This is a genomic window from Bacteroides fragilis, assembly GCF_019583405.1.
Taxonomy (GTDB): Bacteria; Bacteroidota; Bacteroidia; order Bacteroidales; family Bacteroidaceae; genus Bacteroides; species Bacteroides fragilis_B.
On sequence record NZ_SZUU01000001.1, the window covers coordinates 737608 to 755460 of the forward strand.

Sequence of the window (17853 nt, forward strand, 5' to 3'; positions counted from 1 at the left end):
ATGATACTGATATTAGGAGGAACAACCGAAGGAAGGAAGGTCGTCGGCATTGCCGAAGAAGCCGGAAAACCTTATTACTATTCAACCAAAGGAGACGAACAGGAAATCAGCCTGCAACACGGAATACGGCTCACAGGTGCGCTAACCCAGACCACCATGAAAGCCTTTTGCCGAGAGAACGGTATCCGCCTGCTGGTGGATGCCGCCCATCCCTTTGCAGAACAACTGCACGCAACGGTCACCGCCGTTTCACAGGCGCTCGACATCCCTTGCATTCGGTACGAACGCATGTATGATGACCTGTTCAAGCTGTTTAATGAAGAGATGTACGATGAATATCCGTTCAAACTGAGGGAAAAGTACGAAGAACTGTCAGAGTTACTCAACGAAGAAGGTATACATCGGGTACTTGCCCTGACCGGGGTCCAGTCCATCCCCAAACTAAAACCCTTCTGGAAGAAAAAGGAAAGTGAGTGTTACTTCCGCATTCTCGACCGCGAAAGCTCCCGCGAGATAGTCCGGAAGGCAGGCTTTCCCGAAGACCGCCTGGTCTATTATACTCCCGGCAAAGAGAACCTGCCCGAACTCCTCCGGCAACTCTCTCCGGAAGTCGTTCTTCTGAAAGAAAGCGGCGTGTCCGGAGGATTCTCCGAGAAAGTGAACATCATTACCGAACAGGGAATCCGTCTTTATATCCTTCTTCGCCCTTCTCTGCCCCCGTATGACCAGACAGTGAATGGAGTGAATGGAATGCGCCGTGCCATCGAGCACTTTCTGCCCGACTTCCTGCCCCTGCGCAGCGGACTTACCACCGGGACATGCGCAACCGCAGCCGCCAGCGCAGCTCTGCGGAAACTCCTGTCGCCCATACCCGGAAATAGAATAGAAGACGTTTCCGTTTTGCTCCCCAACGGAGAAAAGATTGCCGTCCCTGTCCATTCCGTTACCGGCTCGTTCACTGACCGGCGAATGGAAGTCTCCTGCACTGTGATCAAAGACGGAGGTGATGATCCCGATGTCACGAACGGGCTACCCATTGTAGCTACCGTATCCATCGATATTTCTGAAGAAAAGCTGCACACCGGAGGTGAGCGGCAACAGGTTATACAAATCCACGGCGGACAAGGTGTAGGTACCGTCACCCTGCCCGGATTGGGACTGGAAGTAGGCGGACCGGCCATCAACACCACTCCCCGGCAAATGATTACAGAAAATCTGCTGCACATCCTTGACAGACACACCCCCGTGCCCACTGCCCCCATACATGTCACCATCTCTGTCCCCGGAGGCGAAGAGGTTGCCGCTCGCACCTTCAATCCCCGCCTCGGTGTTGTAGGTGGCATTTCCATTATCGGCACCAGCGGTATTGTGAAGCCATTTTCTTCCGAAGCATTTGTCAATTCCATCCGTAAAGAAATGTCGGTAGCCCGGGCTACAGGTTCTCCCCGCATCGTCATCAATTCGGGTGCCAAGAGCGAGAAATACATCCGCAGCCTCTACCCTGAATTACCCTCACAGGCTTTCGTCCATTATGGTAACTTCATTGGTGAAACCATTCGGATCGCTGCCGAACTCGGCATCCGGCAACTCACGTTGGGGGTTATGATCGGTAAAGCCGTAAAGCTGGCAGAAGGACATCTCGACACGCATAGTAAAAAAGTAACGATGAATAAGGAATTCCTGAAAGAGATAGCCCGTCAGTCCGGGTGCAACACTGCCACTGTAACAGCCATCGAAGGCATCACGTTGGCACGGGAACTTTGGGAACTCCTGCCCGAAGCGGAACTTCAGGCGTTTTGTTCATTACTGATCGAACAATGCCATCGCCATTGCGACCCCCTGTTGCCCGACGGAGAACTGACTATTCTGCTGATAACGGAAGAAGGGAAAGTGATTCGTTAACTGATTTTAATTACACACATCATTCTCTTCTTTGCCTATGATACCATTATCCGAGTTTTTCTTTGCAACATAGAAACCACGTCCGGGCGTCCACTCCACACAAAACAATTCACTGACGTCCGGATACCCCTGCCGGGCAAGATTATCCTTCAGCCACTCTTCCGTTTTACCGGCACTCTCCAATGAAGAATCCAGCACTGAGCCACTGTTTACGAAAAGATACGATTCCGATTTGGAATTGCGGGTCGATACCGTAAGTTGCCCGTTTGTTTCAAAGCGCACATCATCCACATCCATCATCGAGAAGATGCCATTCTCACGCAAAAGGGTACGGAACTGTTCCATTTCCAGCCCGTTTCGTTTAAATTCTTTCAGATTAATCTGACCATTGCGGACAATCATCACCGTATCTCCCTTTATAAGGCGACGCAACGTTTTGAAACGAAGCAGATAGCGAATACCCATGTTGAAACAGGTCCACACCCCCAAAGAGAAAACGAGTTGCCATGCCGATACATCGGGACTATAGATAACACCTCCGACGAGCGCACCCAGCACAAAAGCATTGACTGAATCAAGAGGAGTCAGTTGCGCCATCTGTGTTTTACCGGAGATACGAAGAAAGAAGAGCACGCCCAGCATGCCTACCACAATTTTGACTATAATAGTAAGGTACATCATCTGCAATAATAGGATTTAATTTTACAAACAACAACATCCGAAACGAGATTTTGTTTACGAGCAGACCAAATTCTTCCCTCTCTTGTCACCACAAACATAGCAATCAGACTAATCCTACCAGTATACTCCCATTTACACTCTTGGACCTTATAGTAGCCCTCCTTTCTTTTTGTAATCTGTCGAATCCTTCGTAGTGACAATGAAAACAAGCACGTTTTTATCAGTTATTAGCAATCATCACCTTTGAATCAGATGAATTGTATCATTAAAGTAACCTCTATACTTTCCTCCCTCAGGCACAAATACGCCTTTTATTTCTTTAGAAGCAAAGTCATTACCAGTATAATAAATGCCAGAAGCTCCTACATGCCAGAAACCTGCCTTATAAACACAAACAAACTGAATGGTAGGTATATAAAACGTTGATTGCCCTGCTATATTATTATTCCAATAGTTCCCAGCCTCAATTCTGCATACCTGTGTTCCCACATTGAGTTGTTTATGCATATTGCTCCCGTTTGCATCATGATAAAAATAATAGTTATCATTCAGGTAGCAAACTTCCAAAGCACATCCATTCATTCCTCCTGTCACTACAACCGTTCCATCCTGAATAGGAGTTTGTATCCCCACATATCCGGCATTGCCCTGCACATATGGAAAATAAAAATCTGTTGAGTGATGATTAGCAATGTCCCAATAAAACACTCCATTCTTCAACTGTTCATTTATCTGTACAGTACATCCTAAAGGAGTTTGAACTAAATTACGTGTATCAACAAAAAAATGTTCGCTACTCAATACTGTTTGCGGATTTGTTCTTAACTGTGTCAGTCCCATATAAAATATAATTATAGTCTCCTACTCTATTTACTATCAGGATTTTCGGATTCTTCCTTATAAGCTTACACCTCAAAAGTAGAAGCTTTACTGACGACAAACAACTATTTTCTCTTATTGAATTGCTATTTCTTCTGACTACCCCATTAATTTTTTAATATGAATGATAACCGATATAAACCGAGCAAGTCCACCTTTCCCCACCGGAAAAGCATGGACCTGCAACAAACAAAACAAGCAAGGGGAAGCGTCTGTCGCAGATAGCTTCCACACTATTAAGATATATGATTATTCTAAAATGATATTGAATGTATAGTTATTGTTTCGGCGGAGGGAATAGTCATTGATATCACTCCTGCCCAGATCAATGTTTTTTGTATACTCAGTCCCCCCTTTCGTTGCTTTTATTTGGAGTTGCGTGCGTTCATTCCGGTTTGTTCCTGTGGTTACATTCTCCGCCATATAATAATAACGATAAGAAGAAGTTGTTCCCAATGTTCCGGCAGTGATCACCTCTTCCGTATAATCACCGCTTTCCGGTGCCAGATACGTATCCGAAGGGAATAAATAACCTTTGGTCTGTGCCCGCTTCAATTGAATTTTCACGTTGCTGAATACTCCTGCCGTCTTGGCCGAAACAGCTATGTTGAGCCTGCATACCAGACGTCCCAATACCACATTCACAGCAGTGGTTCCGGTAGTAATCTCTCCCTCATAATAGCCGAAAAGACATACATTCCGGTCAGCACTCCGTTCTTTCATCCAGCCCATATCTACCACCAGACTTTTGAAACCATTCAGGTTATCTGGCCACGCGGGAGTCTCCTCATCTGTCAGATTGCCTACTATACAAAGGGTGCTGCGCCCGGTCCTCAGTGTGACTCCTTCAAGCGTTGTATTGAGCACCGGCGTGGTCAGCACTATCTGTTCACTGCCGATCAGGATACCTTCACGGTCAAACTGCAGAATCCACAAATTACCAATCAGGTTTTCATAATCGGGTGCCATCGGCTGCTCCGCACGGGTAACCGCATCATTGGTAAAAGAAGCGGCAGTAAGCCCAATCGACACTTTTACCACGTCCTCTTCCTGATCCATCGGTTCATGGGATATGCAGGCACCCAACGTAAGCAGACAAACACTAAAAACGATATATCCGAATCTTTTCATGGGACTATTATTAAGTATTACTCTAATTTGTTCATTTCACCACAGATTACACAGATTAACACAGATTTATAATTTATCTCGTTGATATCTACGATTAAAAGTTCTGTGTAAATCTGTTTAATCTGTGGTGAGCTCTTATGTATCCATTTCCACATTTTCCGTCCACGAACGGTTTTGCCAGGTCAGTACAGTCACCCCGTTACTGATCTTCACCGTAACGGTATAGTTATACGAATGCCCTGCTGTCAGATACAAACCGGTCAGCAACATCTGATATTGAGTGGGGTTACCATTCACTTTCAGATTCAGCAACACGCTGATAGAGTGGGAACGTGCATCTGTGGGCAATATGCCGGTATGTGCCATCAGGCTGTTATCGGCATTTTGAGTGGCTTGTGTGATACGTACCGATGCACTTTGGTCGCCCACTTTCACGGGCAGCACCTCTCCATTCACCCAGTCAAAACTGGTTGTATTGTCCAGTGGTTGCTGTATGCCACTGATTTCAATTCCTTCGGCAAGCATCTCCAAGGAGTGTACACCCTCACCCGCTTTGACAGTAAACTGCATCCGTGCCGTCTGGTTGATGATGGGGGGCAGATACAGGGTCTGAACATTGTTCAATGTACCCCCTTCATCAATTTTCGTAATGGTCACCGCTGTCATGGCTGTTTGTGTATACCGGTCGTCGGTAGCAAGCAGATATTCTCCGTTACCGATATTGACAAAACCCTTTGAGTTTAAGGCCTTGGCAGGTGACAGGATTCTGAAGTAATAAGTACCCGCCTTCATATAAAGAGGAGTGCTGCTTGAAGATATTACCGCCCCGTTGTCGTCTACCTCGCAGGGATAAAGCAAACTGCTGCCTGACGTACCGGCGTTACGTACCAGATAGGCTTTGGAATACTCTTCCATTAAGTTCTTGGTATTATCATATACCACCAGTCGTATCGTACTCCCGTCTTCCAGCAGATAAATCGGTTTATCCTGCAATGTTTCACTATCCTGTGCCGTTGCACGGGTACGGACCGAAGGAAGCATAGAAGCGTAATATCCGCCGACAATGGGATTCACCTGTATCAGTTCCTCCGTATTCTCTTCTTCGGGAGAGGCAGAGACACATGCCGTACAGAGTAGAACCATGATTACATACAACCAACTTTTAAAGACAATCATTCTTTTCATACTTACCATTTTATTGTGAAGTGACATCCCGCACACAACGAACGGAAACACCGGCAGCCCTATTCATAGAGTATAACGCAAAATAGCGATGGCTGGTATTACCTACATATTTAAACGAAGCGCCATACATATAAGCACCGGTAGGGGTCGATGTCGCGTATACTACCTCAGCACCGGCATTATACAGTACCGCTTGATCGGGATAAATATAACCGGAAACAGGAAGATTGATAAAATCACTGGGATGCGCCCAATCATAATCCGTATTACAAGTACTTATATTCAGGTCGGCATTTTTATCACATGGAAACCTCGAGATTGTAACATAGGCGCGATAGCGTGTTCCATTATCCGTTACAGACTGGTTGTCTCCAACCATCCCCAGTGTCCACATTAGGCGGTATGCTTGTGGAGTTCCCTGATACTTAATTGCATAAATGACTCCATACGATGCACCACTTGCCCGTTGACATACATAAACTGTTCGGGCACCTGCCTCCGGGTCATTTGAAGCAACCTCTCTCCAGGACGTTCCGCTATGGTTTACAAATGTCAAGTCGCCATATCTCTCTGCCGTAGGCATAATTCCATCAAAATCCGCTTTAGTAGGCACGCGCCAGCCCGTCGGACAAGGGTCATTCTTTGTGTTCTTCCAATAAGTAGAACTGGTAGCAGTAGTATTATCCCAATCACCACTGACCCTAACGTAACTAAATGCCTTACCGGCATCTCCCGGATTAAGCGCTAAGGTCGCCACCGCAGGCCGCCCGATAGGAGCATCGCTCTCATGTTTCACTATCTGTGGGTAAGGGCTTGCACCTCCGTTTACATCAATCATACTTTTAGGCCTTTGACGCATCACTCCGTCACTTCCCCTATAGTTTACTGTTTTAGGCAGATAATACGGAATACTTCTTCCCATCTGATACACATATCCTCTGGCTCCTTCCCATCCCTCAGCGGTTGTCATATCCGCACTGGTAGCCCCAAGATTCCGGTCCATCCACATCAGACCGTTAAAAGTCAAGGGTTGCCCCAGATATTGCGAATCATCATCATGTTCAATCCAATCGTATCGGCGGGGAATAATAGTAATAATCTGTACATCACTGTTAGTGATCGTAATGGTGAGTGTATACTCGTAATTGGGCAGGAAGCGGAAAGGCTCCGTCACGGTTTGACCGCTTTCATCTTTCTGAACGGTCCCGTCATCTCCCATAACCGGAACACGAATCTCATACGTATCCGTTCGATCTCCACTGTTCGTTCCCGTCGTAGCCACATTTATTTTAACTCCCTCCGTAGCCGTGGTTAAAGTCGGGAATATCAGGCATTCGGCAGCCGCACTGCCCGATTGCCCGTCTATAGTTACAGACTGCACACTTTCCGTCACAGCTTGAGAGAATCCGCTGCCCAGAACCGTACGGTCACTTTTCCCTCCCGTATGGCTGTATTCTCCGGTCGAAAGCAAGAGCGCTCCTTCGCTATAATCACTGACAGAGATACCTTGCAACCGGATATTTTGCAATACATCCGTACCCGTTGAACCGCTTTCCGGTTTTTGCTTCACCACCTCAAACTTCAACTTAGACAAAGTATGCTTGAAGGGTAAGGTAATCACTCCCGAGTTGATACCCGATTGTCCTGTCAGCACAGCACGGCGCAAGTCGGGCAGTGCTCCTCCGGCAGAGGAAGTGACGTTGCAAACAGGTACGCCATCTGCTTCGGAACTGCATGCCGGCAGAGTCGTATTACCGTATGTCAGTGCATAAAAGTCGAGGGTTCGGCCTTCAAAACGGTCTTCGTCAGTATCTGCACTCAGATATTCTATCTGATGTGTGCCGTCCGCATCCACGGCCTCCGTGCCTTCCCGCCCATCCATCGTAGAGAGTCTGCTGCTCCACGAACTCCCTATAAGTCCGTATAGCCGATATTTAGTGCCGGCTGTAAAATGATTCACCGACACATCTCCCGCACGGGTGATGGCCTGCTCTTCACTCGAGGAGAGTGTAAAGCTGTCACCACCCTGCGCAGGTATGTGTTCCTCTTCGGGAGTGCAGCCGGTAACCAGTACCGCTAAGGTTGAAAGAAAGAATCGTATTATTGTTTTCATATATTCAGCTCTTTTTATTTAGATTCATCACAAAGGACACAGAGAGCACAGAGTTGGAGTATTTAAGTTTACAGTCCCTCCTCTGTTCATCGTTCCCTGTTCACCGTTCATCTATGTACTTGGAACCGGTTCAGGAACTACCACGGGAATGGTCATTTTTCCTCCATCCCCCCACTCTTTCTCTTCGCCTTCCAGCGTAAAAGAGTCGATATCAAAATTGAGAGTGGTTCCATACGACTCTCCGGCTTGCAACTGAGTTACCGGGACGCCGGATTGATCCATGAAATTCAGGTTGCCATCCAAAACAGGAAAGCTTGCCTTTCGCGCTCCGGTCGTAAAATTTACATCCTTGGCCACATCCGCTGTCAACGTAAGCCCCGGTGTACCCAAAGAGGAAATATCGGTCAGCAAGTCGTTCGTCGCACAGGGTATCAGATAGAATACCGCAATCTGCGTATCCTCCGTACTCAATATCTGACCGGGATGATCGATAACCAAATCGGCGGAAGCCGGAGCCCCTACATAGTGTTTCACCCCCGTATCCCATTTCACCCCTCCGCACACTAAGCGTGAGGGTACTGTCAACTTAAGGTTCTTGACATACAGCTTACCGACCGTGTTGTCCGTACGCCTTGCCTTGAGCACGATGCGTACGGCGGCATGCGCGAACTCCAACGCCCGTCCGAAAGGTTGCTTCCTGCTGCCCGTAACTCCATTCGGAGTAACCAGCACATCGGTCAGTCCTGCTCCCGAAGACGGTAACGAATAGGTGCCGTGACCATCTGCCATAGTCATGGACGAAGGGCAAAGTCCCATCACCACCACCCGGGAGTTATCAGCCGGATAGTCCGCTTCCGTATTATAGGGTGCATCGGCGTAATCACCGATCCCCCCTGCCGGAGTGGAGATGTTATAAGGAGAGCCCAATGTCCCCGTACTGAAATCCGTCTCTTTCCAGAACAGCAGTAACGGAGTGCTTTCGCTGCCTGCCACCCCATCCGTACGGGTGAGAGCTACCTCCATGGGTACCTCCTGTTCATACTCTCCTTCTCCGGATGCACACGAGGCAGACAACAGACACAGGCAAAGCAGCAGGCATGCCCGGCAGAATCCACTCTTTTTTTCTTCTTTATTCATAGTTGTATGCTTTCTTTTTCACCACATTCTCCTTTCTACGTCGGCCTGACTATGATTGTATTACCCGAACTCGTCACCCAGTCCGCTACTTTCATCGTGGCACGCATCGGCTGCGGCAAAGCGGCCGAAGGCAGGCTGAACCGGGTAATACGCAGCAGATAATAACGGTTGCGCAAAATGCCGGAAGCCGCACTGAAAGCAATTGTGCCGTCGGTAGCAATTGTACCGTCTATATAAGTGTAATAATAGCCGATCCCGCCTTCGTAAGCGGTAAAATCAGTACGTTTCAAGGTACCCGCACCGATGGCGGCCTTCATGCCCGCATAGCTGTAATAGTCACTCCCGTTGGTAAAGTAAGTGCCTGCCGCATGTGCTTCCGCCTCGGCAGGTGTCGTCGTTGCGGGCAAGTAAGTAGCGGCATCGGCGGGAGATGTCAGGGTTTGCGTGGTTCCGGCCCCGGTAATAATCTGTTTGGGGACAAACTTCGCCGCTACCAGCAGATGGGTAGCCACCAGGCGGGGAATCTCCGCTTGGGTTGAACTGAGCGTTCCTGTCAGATCCAGCCCACCTTCAAGAGAGGTGGTAGAAGTGGCAGTCGTGTTCTCCGGACAATACAGTCCACCGGTATAAGCGCCGCTTGTCGAGGGGACAGTGGTCGTAGCATTGTATCGGGTGGCGTCATACGCTTCCGGAGCGCTACCTTCTGCCCAGACACTGCCCAAGGTACGGTAAGCGAATTGCTGTTCAGACACATCGGGTGCCGACACATAATTGCCGCCACCATCTTTTACCACATACGGGTCTACTTCATAGTTAGGATCTTTCCCATCCGAAGGCGCATTCAGATACACCTTCCGGTTCACCGTATTGAGGGCATACCGCACTTCCGACAAACGGATCCAGCCCGGATCATCCGCCGGACGAGCCGCATTGTCGGACATCCGTACATACGCCCCTCCGTCGTCCGTATAGGTATCGCACACCAGCATTACTTTAGCCACCACCCTTTCGAGCTCGACAGGCGAGGCCGTAAGATCTATATTCACATCGGTACCCGCACTGACCGTTACGGCATCGGCGGCTTTTCCGGTCATGGCAATGCCCTCCGCCTGACGGGCAAACTGTCCGATCACTTCGTCATATCCGTCTCCGGCAGCGGTATACAGTCCCAGGCCTCCCGCCTGCCCGCAAATGGCATGCACCTGACCAGGCAACAGATTGGCACCCACATAGACCTTCTTCCGTCCGGGAGCGGTCGGTATGCGGGCCTGATACACGTCCGTCGCACCACTTGTCGCGCCGTAAACCACTTCGTACTGCACATCATTCCAATCTTCGTTTCCGCTCCCGTCGACCGATACCAGAAAAACGGCGACAGAAGAGATCTTTTCCTCAACCGCTTCGCCCGCCGATACGACCACCCGGGTACTTGCTCCCGCCACCCGCACCGAGAAACGGACACACGCCGTCACCCGGTCTGTCCCTGCCGGAGTGCCCGGCATATCGGTATCGTCGGAGCATCCGCATGCCAGCAGGCAGAGCAGAAACCGAAAAAACAAGATAAATATGCTGCCTTTACAGTTGTGCATCATTCAGTCTGATAATCCATCCGTTAATGTTCAGCGCCTCCAGCCTTCCCATCGGGGTAAGGTAGAAAATCACGTTGAACTGATCTTCGTAATCAAGGTAATCCTGATCGCTGAGCTCCACACCGCTGCTCTCTTCAAACAGGGGACGCGTCATCAGCAGATAATGCGTCAGGTCGACGTCCACTACTTTCTGTCCCGAGGTGCGGTCAGTCACCACCAGACGGGCCTCCTGCCCTGCCAGTAGGCGCAATGTATTCAAGCGGGCACGTGCCAGGCTGACTTCTCCCGTACGGGTGGCCGCCGGTTCCGTTTCGGACGCGGACTCCGTATGGTAGGCGGCATAAGTCACCCGGTTGCCCGTTATTATCTCGTTGTCGGCATTCAGGTGACCGTTATCCGCCAACAGGGTAAAGTCATAATCATCGGCATCCAGCCCCTCGCTCGAAGTGTCGTGCAGGGTGATGATGAACCGGTTGCTATCCTTCAGCATCGGCACACTGACCGATGTCAGTTCCGAAGGCTGTATCCGGCTCAGCCGGACATGCCCATACCACAGGTGTCCCAGTTCGTCATCCTGACGTCCGTCCCCGTCACGTTCCAGCCAGAGGACCAACTCGTCACGGGTCGAACTGCCCGGTGTGAGCTGCGGTATCCGGTAATGCCGGTTGTCCCCTCCCGCCCAGAACACCAGTTCGTAAGCATCTCCGTCTTTATATTCCAGTGGCAGGGTAATGATAGATCCGTTTTCAGTCAGCGATTGCCTGTTTTCAGTGTGCAGGCAGACAAACTGTCCCTGTGCGTCGAACACGTAGAGGGACAATGTGTCAATCTCGTCGGTGATGATGCCTATCCCGCTACCGGGCTGTATCTGTGCATGCAATGCAGGCTGAAGACGAATACGAAAACCACTGGGACAGTCGCCGCGATCGTCCTTGGTCCACGAGCAGGCGGATAAGCCCGCCAACAGGCAAAACCATAAGAACGGCAGAAGCCGACTGCCGGAATGGGATAAACAGGAGGTCTGAAAGTTATCGGACATGGTTGGGAAAATTTTATGATTGAACAGGGGGTTCACCACAGAGGACACAGAGTTTTAAGCTCTTGTTTATAGGGTATTGAAGAGAAAAATATGTTCTCTGTGCCCTCTGTGTACTCTGTGGTGAAAAACCATCTCAAAGCAATTACTTTAAAGCGTTAAAACAGTGGGTTAACGTCCCAATACGGTACTATTCGCACGTACTGTCCAGGGTTTGATACTTAACTTCACATTCAGCAATACGGTGGTCGGATCATCGGTTTCGGTATCGGTGATGATATCTTCGGTTACACCGTCTTTGCCCACACCTTGAATACCGGTGACGGTTACTTTATAGACATTGTTGCGGACAATGCCGAACTCCATCACGTCTTCTGCCACATCGTCCGAAGGGATGTGCTTGATCCAATACGGATAATAACAAATGAACTTGCCATCGACACTCCCTTTTTTGAAGCACTGGACGTCGTTCTTCTTCAGGTCAGTAGCGGCAGAGCTGGAAGTAGTTCCCGCCTCCAGCAATACGCCGGCTGCTTTCAGCGCTGCAATATCCTTGTAAAAGATGCCGGAATGATAGAAGATTTCAGTAATAGAGCCAATAGTAGTCTCTTCTTCCACACCACTGCCGGCGGAAGCCTTCATCATTTTACTCGGAGTAATTTCCGCTTTAAATACGATACCGGTTGTATATCCGTTCTTCTGTTTTTCCTTCAGCATCGTGTTTTCATAGCAGTAAGCGGCGACTTTGGTTTCTGCTGCACTGGAAGAATAACCCGGCATAGCCGTATAAGTTCCCCCAAAAGAGCCGAAAGACGACAAACCGAATGCACCTGATCCTTGCAGATACCAGTCGGCATAGCTACCGGCTAAAGCAGGGGTGGCAGCAAAAGTTTTACTATACGTTTGCGGATCTACCACATACGGCAATGAAGTGCTTGAGTTACCATAATTTGCCTCAGTCAAAGGACTCGTTGCAGTGCTTTCTTTATCCACATGACGGAAATAATAGCCCTCTTTCCGTACATTGACTACATAATAGCCTTTCAGGGTAATATCCGTAATATTTCCGATAGCAGTCACTGTGGTAGAAAACGAAGTGTATTTATTAGCAGTAGCAGCAGAATTTACACTGGTTCCTCCTGTCGTCACCGTAATCTTTCCCATCATACGCTCTACCGTTGCCGCAATGGTTTGTTCCGGATCTTTAGTGATCGTCTGGGCAATATAAGGAAGAGTATTCATATTATCACTTTTGGGAGAACGGCTCGCCATCACCAGTCCGGCCTCCGGCACAGCGGCTATCACGCCCGTAGCGTCAGCCGTTGTCTTTGCAAGGAAATCGGCTTCGGTCAAGCTATTCTTGCTGCCGTCAGTCACTCCATTGACCGTACCGTTCACCACAATGTAAATACGATAGTCTCCCGGTGTCAAGGCTGTTTTCTTACTGGTCCATACAATCGTTTTAGCGTCGGCAGTGCTGGCTGTCATTTGTGTAAACTGGTTGATGGAAATAATCTCTTTCAACTTAGCGCTACCAAAGCTACTACCCGTTCCTCCCGGAAACAAATACAGGTTGGCGGTCTTCACTTTGTATTCATCCTCCGAACCGACTTCAGTAGTGTTATCGTCAGTATCTGCTGTCGTACCGGCCCTTGTTTCCGCCACGCCGTTCGGCACGGCAATGGTCACTGTGGTATAAGCTCTCGCTTCTTCCGGATTCTCTCCGCCCGGGATGTCCGTATCGTCGGAACAGGCGGACCAGGTTGTCAGCAGCAAAGCAGCCAACCCCATCATACTCATGTACTTTAGTCTTTTCATTTCTTTTTATATTATGTGATACACTTATTGCGTTATACCGGTTGTCGCGGCCCGTTGTTCCGCATTCATCTTTTTAAGGTTTTCTTCCGCCTCCCGGTTTCCGGCTTTCGCCGCTCTGTGCAGCCATATCCCGGCCTCTTTGTCGTCTCCGCACAACAGATGGCATACTCCCCGTACGTTCCACGAACGTTCGTCCGCCTCTACTGTTTTCAGCAGCCGGAATGCTTCTTCATAATTCCGCACCCGAATGGCAGCTATCGCACGGTTCACCGTATCCGCCACACTGTCAGGACGGTTGGCATACTCCACACGGATGTAGCAGGCATCGCGCAACTGCGGATAGAGCACATCCAGCACCGAACGATACGGACGCCCTCCCGCCAGAGCTTTCAGCCTATCGTTCCGTTCTTCCTCCGGATGGCTGCGGAGAATGGCAAGCACCTCCTCTTTATACGTCATGTCGCTTTCATTTACCAATTCGGCCAGTCTGCCCCAGTCTACTCCCCCGGCATTCAGTTCAAACAACGATACAGACAGGTTCATACGGACCGAGAGAGCATGTCGCAAAGCCTCGGCACGTTTCGCCGACAACTTCCGGTTCAGCTCCGTCGCTCCTTCGGGCGAAGCATATCCGGTGATCGAGATACCTTGCAGGAATGCGCAACTGTCCGCACGCAGCAATCCGATGGCTTCCGTTATCCGGCGCAGGTTTCCGGCATTGGCCGAGTATAGTGTATCCACCACTGCCGACGCCGCACGGAAACGAATACCGATGCCGCTTTCACGCAGGGGACGGCTGCCCGCCTCACACAAGAACGGATAGTCAGCCGCATGTTCCGCTACCGACCGGCTCACCTGCGGAGCAACCTCACAAACCGAGGGACGATAGGGCAAAGCCACCGGAAAAGCACCGGAGGAAACGACGCTCCCCACCGTCTGTACCCGGCAGCAACCCTCCCGGTCGATGTCGAGCCGCAAGTTCAAACCACTCTCCATCCACGGAGCATAGCGCAGCGTATCGGTATACAAGAAGGTATCTCCATTGCGGGCAGTCAGCCGATGGTCCGCCTCACCGGCACTGCCTTTCAAGAGACGTTCCTGCCTCTCCCTGCGTGCCATGATGCGCCCCGTCACCACAAACGGGCTGAGCAATACACTATCCGAAGCGTTGCCCAGGCAAGGGGTAATCACCCAGCGGTGACGGGCACGCACTGCACGGGGGGCTATCTTTATGGCAAACGAGACATATACCTGTCCACCCGCACGCTGCATTCGGACAGCAGTAAGGGCCACTCCTCCGGACGGCCCCGCCGCACGGGCAAACGGCATGCCGGAACACAGGGCAAAGGCCGCCAGGCAACAGGCTGACGCCAAAGCCTTCTGAAAGCATATTCTTAAACGGGTCGATCGTATCTTCTCTTTCATAAAACTTTTCATTTTAGCATATAAATCAAGCTGATGCCCACACGGGTCGGTGCCAGGAAGTTTTTCTTATCCGCTCCCCGATATTCGCCACAGGCAGGGCAATTAAAACGTTTGTACTCGGCATGTACCCATCCCGCGCCTACGGTAGCCTCCAGATTCCAGCGTTTGCCCAGCACCCACGAGTAGCCGTATGAAAGCCCTGCCATCACCGCCCACCCCTCGTAGCGGGAAGAGGCCGAATGGGAAACAAAAGGCAGACGCACCCGGCTCAGGTTGTACTCTCCCCCTCCGGCATGCACGCCCAGAAAATGCCCGTAGAACGATTGGCAAAGCCAATAGCGCGCCTCCCCCTGTGCCATCCAGAATTTCCACTTCCGGTTGTTCTCAAAGCTCCACGGACAGGCGCTTCCCGAAACATCGAGTGTCCATCGGGAGGCCAACGCCCACTCGGCGGCAAGCGAAGGAGCGGTCGTGACATCGTACAGTAGGTTGGTTTTCACCGCTACTTGCTGTGCCAGCGCAGAGCCCGAAACGAGCAAAAGCAATATGAATAGTTGTTTTTTCATTCTGTTAGTTTATCTGAAACAAACCGGCAATCCGTTCATAAATCGGTCAAAGGTATCTCCGACAGATAGACGCGGGTCATCTGGTTGATGATCCCTAACTTATGGGCGGCACGATGATAGCGTGCGTACATTTTCTCACAATCCGATTGATTACAATTCAGATATTGGTTCGTGGCTACCATTACGTCAAGCAGGGAAATTCGGAAAAGAGGACGGGTCAGCTCATAGATTTCCGGAGTGACATCACCGGCATGATCCGCCTTGACACGTATCAGCCCTGCGGATTCCAATTGCCCCAGAAGTTCATCAAGAGGCTTACAACTACATTCTAATTCCTGGAAGTTTACTGTTTCCTGAAGGGAAATATGACGCAAGACAGATATGGCTGTCAAAGTTAACGGCGTAAGCATAAGCTATTTTGTTTTGTGATCGTCCGTTACTTTGTAGGTAACGGCAATTAACATAAAATAGATTCGGATAGCGTTCCTGACAGAACACTGAGATTTAAATAATAAAAAACATCTGATGATGGCAATAGAATAATCATCCGCGTTAAATAACAGTAAACGTGGCCAACCCCTCTTATAGTTTTTTTAGGAGAAAATAGGGAAAACTAATGCAAAGCATGCATCTTTTTTAAAATTAATTGCCTTTTTTATAAAAAACTTGTCTTTTTATTTGTTTGTGTGAAAAATAATATCCAATTTTGCAGCAATAATTCATTGCCGTTACCTACAAAGTAACGGTCTATACACTTCTCTGATTACAAGCATAATACACTCTATTTTTCGTTTTTCAAACCGCATTCAGCACATACCGGATTATCTTCCTGTTTGTCCGATCTACTTCCCTATCCCCAAAAGGCTTCAGGTAAGTTTCCGTCACCTTCACCGAGGAGTGTCCCAACGCACGGCTGATAACTCCTACGGGAGTCTCCTGATGAAAAGCGACCGTAGCCCACGTATGGCGGGCGGTATATGAACTGAGCCTGCCTCCCAGTTTCAACTCCACCGAAACCCGTTCCAACTGCCGGTTCAGGTTACGCAGGGCACATTGATATTCCTGATAAGGAGTGGGATTTTTCTTTGTATGCCGCTTTCGGGTACGGGGTTGCCCCAGGATAGGCAGCAGATAGCTCGGATGGCAGTTCTCAGCCATCCTCCTGTTGATAATTTCCATCGCCTCATGCGGTACGGTGATAATCACCTCCTGCCCCGTCTTGTGGCGGCAGTAGGTCAGCACTCCTTTATCGAGATTATTCCTGCGCAAGTGAGCCAGATCGACAAACGGGATCCCTCGGAGCATAAACATCAGCACAAACCAGTCGACGGCTTCCCCTGAAGCGTCTCCGTCCGGATGTCCTGCCATCCGGATCATCCGCCCCACTGTCCCCGGACTGACAGCACGTTTCACGTCGGAGCGCGTACCGGTGTATACCTTATCGAAAAGCCCGGTCACATATCCCGGGCGGCCTTTCATCCCTCTGTTGTAGCCCGCACGCAAGGCACGCATGTAAGTCGATACCGTGTTCCAACTCAACCGCTTTCCCAGCAGCCAATGTTCATACTTGTCCAGAAACACCGGACTCACCTCTTCGAATCCGATCTCCTCTTTTCCTGCACTCTCCCTAAGTGTACGCAGCATATTATGGTAGATACGCCGGGCCGGTTCACGCCCCTCTTCTTTGAGCCTTTCAATCTCCGAAATCATAAATACTGTTAATGTTTCATTCATCTTATTCATTGTTTTTAGTTTACAAATTTCCTTTAGATATAAATTGTGTAAATAGCCGGATAACAGAATCTATATCTTTACAAAAAACATCTAAAGAGACTTTGCAGAACAATCCCCGGGACGATATGCTATACTCTTTTTGTATATCTTTGCCGATCCTAACGTCGTTTTAACAAACATTGGCATCCGCCATCCCATACAAACCTCAAAGTAAAATGAAAAAGAGCATCCAAGACCTGAAAGAGTCATTAAGAAAGAAGGAAGAGAAACAACAGCGACTGCGTGAAAAAGAAGAATCGATAGAAAAAGACATCCGTGTGCTGCGCTATCTGATAGTTAGGGAGGAACAAGCCGCCTCACCACAAGCCTCCCGGAAACGAAAAATCACCCGAAAACAGGTAGGCAGCTTTTTCAGCCGGATCGCCCTATTTTATGAAGACCTGCAACGACGCCTGAACCTCCGCATCACTTACCGCTGCTTCTGCCGCTGGCTCTGCACCCGCTACGAGTTTGAGTCACGCTATCGCGACCGCCACAAGCTGTCGCCTTGCACGGTACTGGGATATTTTAAAAGAGAAAGGGGTGGATGAAGGGGAAGTAGCCTCTGCTCTTTAATTTCGTATCACCCGTGCACTTCTGTGAGAATCCGTGTAATCT

At 49.5% G+C, this 17853-nt stretch carries 15 protein-coding genes; 2 read left to right on the forward strand and 13 right to left on the reverse strand.

The window, feature by feature from the left end:
- On the forward strand, nt 1–1902 hold the full coding sequence (gene cbiD / locus FDF36_RS03140; protein WP_220390297.1) for a cobalt-precorrin-5B (C(1))-methyltransferase CbiD: 1902 nt from the start codon (nt 1–3) through the stop codon (nt 1900–1902).
- Between the two features lie 6 nt (nt 1903–1908).
- Here the strand turns inward: cbiD and FDF36_RS03145 are convergent, their stop codons facing one another.
- The 13 genes from FDF36_RS03145 to FDF36_RS03205 all read right to left on the reverse strand — a co-directional run bounded on the left by FDF36_RS03145 (nt 1909) and on the right by FDF36_RS03205 (nt 17205).
- Nucleotides 1909–2583 (reverse strand): DUF421 domain-containing protein, encoded by a 675-nt coding sequence (locus FDF36_RS03145; RefSeq protein WP_005806367.1) that lies wholly within the window; start codon nt 2581–2583, stop codon nt 1909–1911.
- Nucleotides 2584–2820: 237 nt separating this feature from the next.
- Complete coding sequence (locus tag FDF36_RS03150; protein ID WP_220390298.1) at nt 2821–3423, reverse strand: hypothetical protein; 603 nt, start codon at nt 3421–3423, stop codon at nt 2821–2823.
- Nucleotides 3424–3711: 288 nt separating this feature from the next.
- On the reverse strand, nt 3712–4611 hold the full coding sequence (locus FDF36_RS03155) for a DUF4906 domain-containing protein (RefSeq protein WP_220390471.1): 900 nt from the start codon (nt 4609–4611) through the stop codon (nt 3712–3714).
- Nucleotides 4612–4728: 117 nt separating this feature from the next.
- A complete protein-coding gene (locus tag FDF36_RS03160; RefSeq protein WP_220390299.1) occupies nt 4729–5778 on the reverse strand; it encodes a BF2992 family fimbrillin-A clan protein in 1050 nt (349 codons plus the stop codon).
- 10 nt (nt 5779–5788) lie between these two features.
- On the reverse strand, nt 5789–7891 hold the full coding sequence (locus FDF36_RS03165) for a fimbrillin family protein (protein WP_220390300.1): 2103 nt from the start codon (nt 7889–7891) through the stop codon (nt 5789–5791).
- A gap of 111 nt (nt 7892–8002) precedes the next feature.
- A complete protein-coding gene (locus FDF36_RS03170; RefSeq protein WP_220390301.1) occupies nt 8003–9028 on the reverse strand; it encodes a hypothetical protein in 1026 nt (341 codons plus the stop codon).
- A 35-nt stretch (nt 9029–9063) separates the two neighbouring features.
- Nucleotides 9064–10617, reverse strand: a complete 1554-nt coding sequence (locus FDF36_RS03175) for an Mfa1 family fimbria major subunit (protein ID WP_220390472.1) — start codon at nt 10615–10617, stop codon at nt 9064–9066.
- Nucleotides 10604–11656 (reverse strand): FimB/Mfa2 family fimbrial subunit, encoded by a 1053-nt coding sequence (locus FDF36_RS03180; protein WP_220390302.1) that lies wholly within the window; start codon nt 11654–11656, stop codon nt 10604–10606. The genes FDF36_RS03175 and FDF36_RS03180 overlap by 14 nt, the downstream gene beginning before the upstream one ends.
- Nucleotides 11657–11824: 168 nt before the next feature.
- Nucleotides 11825–13471, reverse strand: coding sequence for an Mfa1 family fimbria major subunit (locus FDF36_RS03185; protein WP_220390303.1), 1647 nt, complete (start codon nt 13469–13471; stop codon nt 11825–11827).
- Between the two features lie 24 nt (nt 13472–13495).
- Nucleotides 13496–14896 carry an OmpA family protein gene (locus tag FDF36_RS03190; RefSeq protein ID WP_220390304.1) on the reverse strand — a complete coding sequence of 467 codons (1401 nt, stop codon included), beginning with the start codon at nt 14894–14896 and terminating at the stop codon, nt 13496–13498.
- A gap of 8 nt (nt 14897–14904) precedes the next feature.
- Entirely contained in the window at nt 14905–15462 is a 558-nt protein-coding gene (locus tag FDF36_RS03195; RefSeq protein ID WP_220390305.1) for a DUF3575 domain-containing protein, read from the reverse strand.
- A gap of 35 nt (nt 15463–15497) precedes the next feature.
- Nucleotides 15498–15872, reverse strand: a complete 375-nt coding sequence (locus tag FDF36_RS03200; protein ID WP_220390306.1) for an Rrf2 family transcriptional regulator — start codon at nt 15870–15872, stop codon at nt 15498–15500.
- Nucleotides 15873–16257: 385 nt separating this feature from the next.
- A complete protein-coding gene (locus FDF36_RS03205; protein ID WP_220390307.1) occupies nt 16258–17205 on the reverse strand; it encodes a Tsr25 family tyrosine-type DNA invertase in 948 nt (315 codons plus the stop codon).
- A 206-nt stretch (nt 17206–17411) separates the two neighbouring features.
- Here FDF36_RS03205 and FDF36_RS03210 point away from each other — a divergent pair, with 206 nt between their 5' ends.
- Entirely contained in the window at nt 17412–17786 is a 375-nt protein-coding gene (locus FDF36_RS03210) for a hypothetical protein (protein WP_220390308.1), read from the forward strand.
- The last annotated feature ends 67 nt before the right edge of the window (nt 17787–17853 follow it).

Excerpts from the sequence above, each read along its gene's own strand:
- FDF36_RS03145 (WP_005806367.1), bottom strand. The coding sequence starts at position 2,583 with ATGATGTACCTTACTATTATAGTCAAAATTGTGGTAGGCATGCTGGGC.
- FDF36_RS03195 (WP_220390305.1), bottom strand. The coding sequence starts at position 15,462 with ATGAAAAAACAACTATTCATATTGCTTTTGCTCGTTTCGGGCTCTGCG.
- FDF36_RS03180 (WP_220390302.1), bottom strand. The coding sequence starts at position 11,656 with ATGTCCGATAACTTTCAGACCTCCTGTTTATCCCATTCCGGCAGTCGG.
- FDF36_RS03210 (WP_220390308.1), top strand. The coding sequence starts at position 17,412 with ATGAAAAAGAGCATCCAAGACCTGAAAGAGTCATTAAGAAAGAAGGAA.
- FDF36_RS03175 (WP_220390472.1), bottom strand. The coding sequence starts at position 10,617 with ATGCACAACTGTAAAGGCAGCATATTTATCTTGTTTTTTCGGTTTCTG.
- FDF36_RS03190 (WP_220390304.1), bottom strand. The coding sequence starts at position 14,896 with ATGAAAGAGAAGATACGATCGACCCGTTTAAGAATATGCTTTCAGAAG.
- FDF36_RS03200 (WP_220390306.1), bottom strand. The coding sequence starts at position 15,872 with ATGCTTACGCCGTTAACTTTGACAGCCATATCTGTCTTGCGTCATATT.
- FDF36_RS03165 (WP_220390300.1), bottom strand. The coding sequence starts at position 7,891 with ATGAAAACAATAATACGATTCTTTCTTTCAACCTTAGCGGTACTGGTT.
- FDF36_RS03205 (WP_220390307.1), bottom strand. The coding sequence starts at position 17,205 with ATGAATAAGATGAATGAAACATTAACAGTATTTATGATTTCGGAGATT.
- FDF36_RS03170 (WP_220390301.1), bottom strand. The coding sequence starts at position 9,028 with ATGAATAAAGAAGAAAAAAAGAGTGGATTCTGCCGGGCATGCCTGCTG.
- FDF36_RS03150 (WP_220390298.1), bottom strand. The coding sequence starts at position 3,423 with ATGGGACTGACACAGTTAAGAACAAATCCGCAAACAGTATTGAGTAGC.
- FDF36_RS03185 (WP_220390303.1), bottom strand. The coding sequence starts at position 13,471 with ATGAAAAGACTAAAGTACATGAGTATGATGGGGTTGGCTGCTTTGCTG.
- cbiD (WP_220390297.1), top strand. The coding sequence starts at position 1 with ATGATACTGATATTAGGAGGAACAACCGAAGGAAGGAAGGTCGTCGGC.
- FDF36_RS03160 (WP_220390299.1), bottom strand. The coding sequence starts at position 5,778 with ATGAAAAGAATGATTGTCTTTAAAAGTTGGTTGTATGTAATCATGGTT.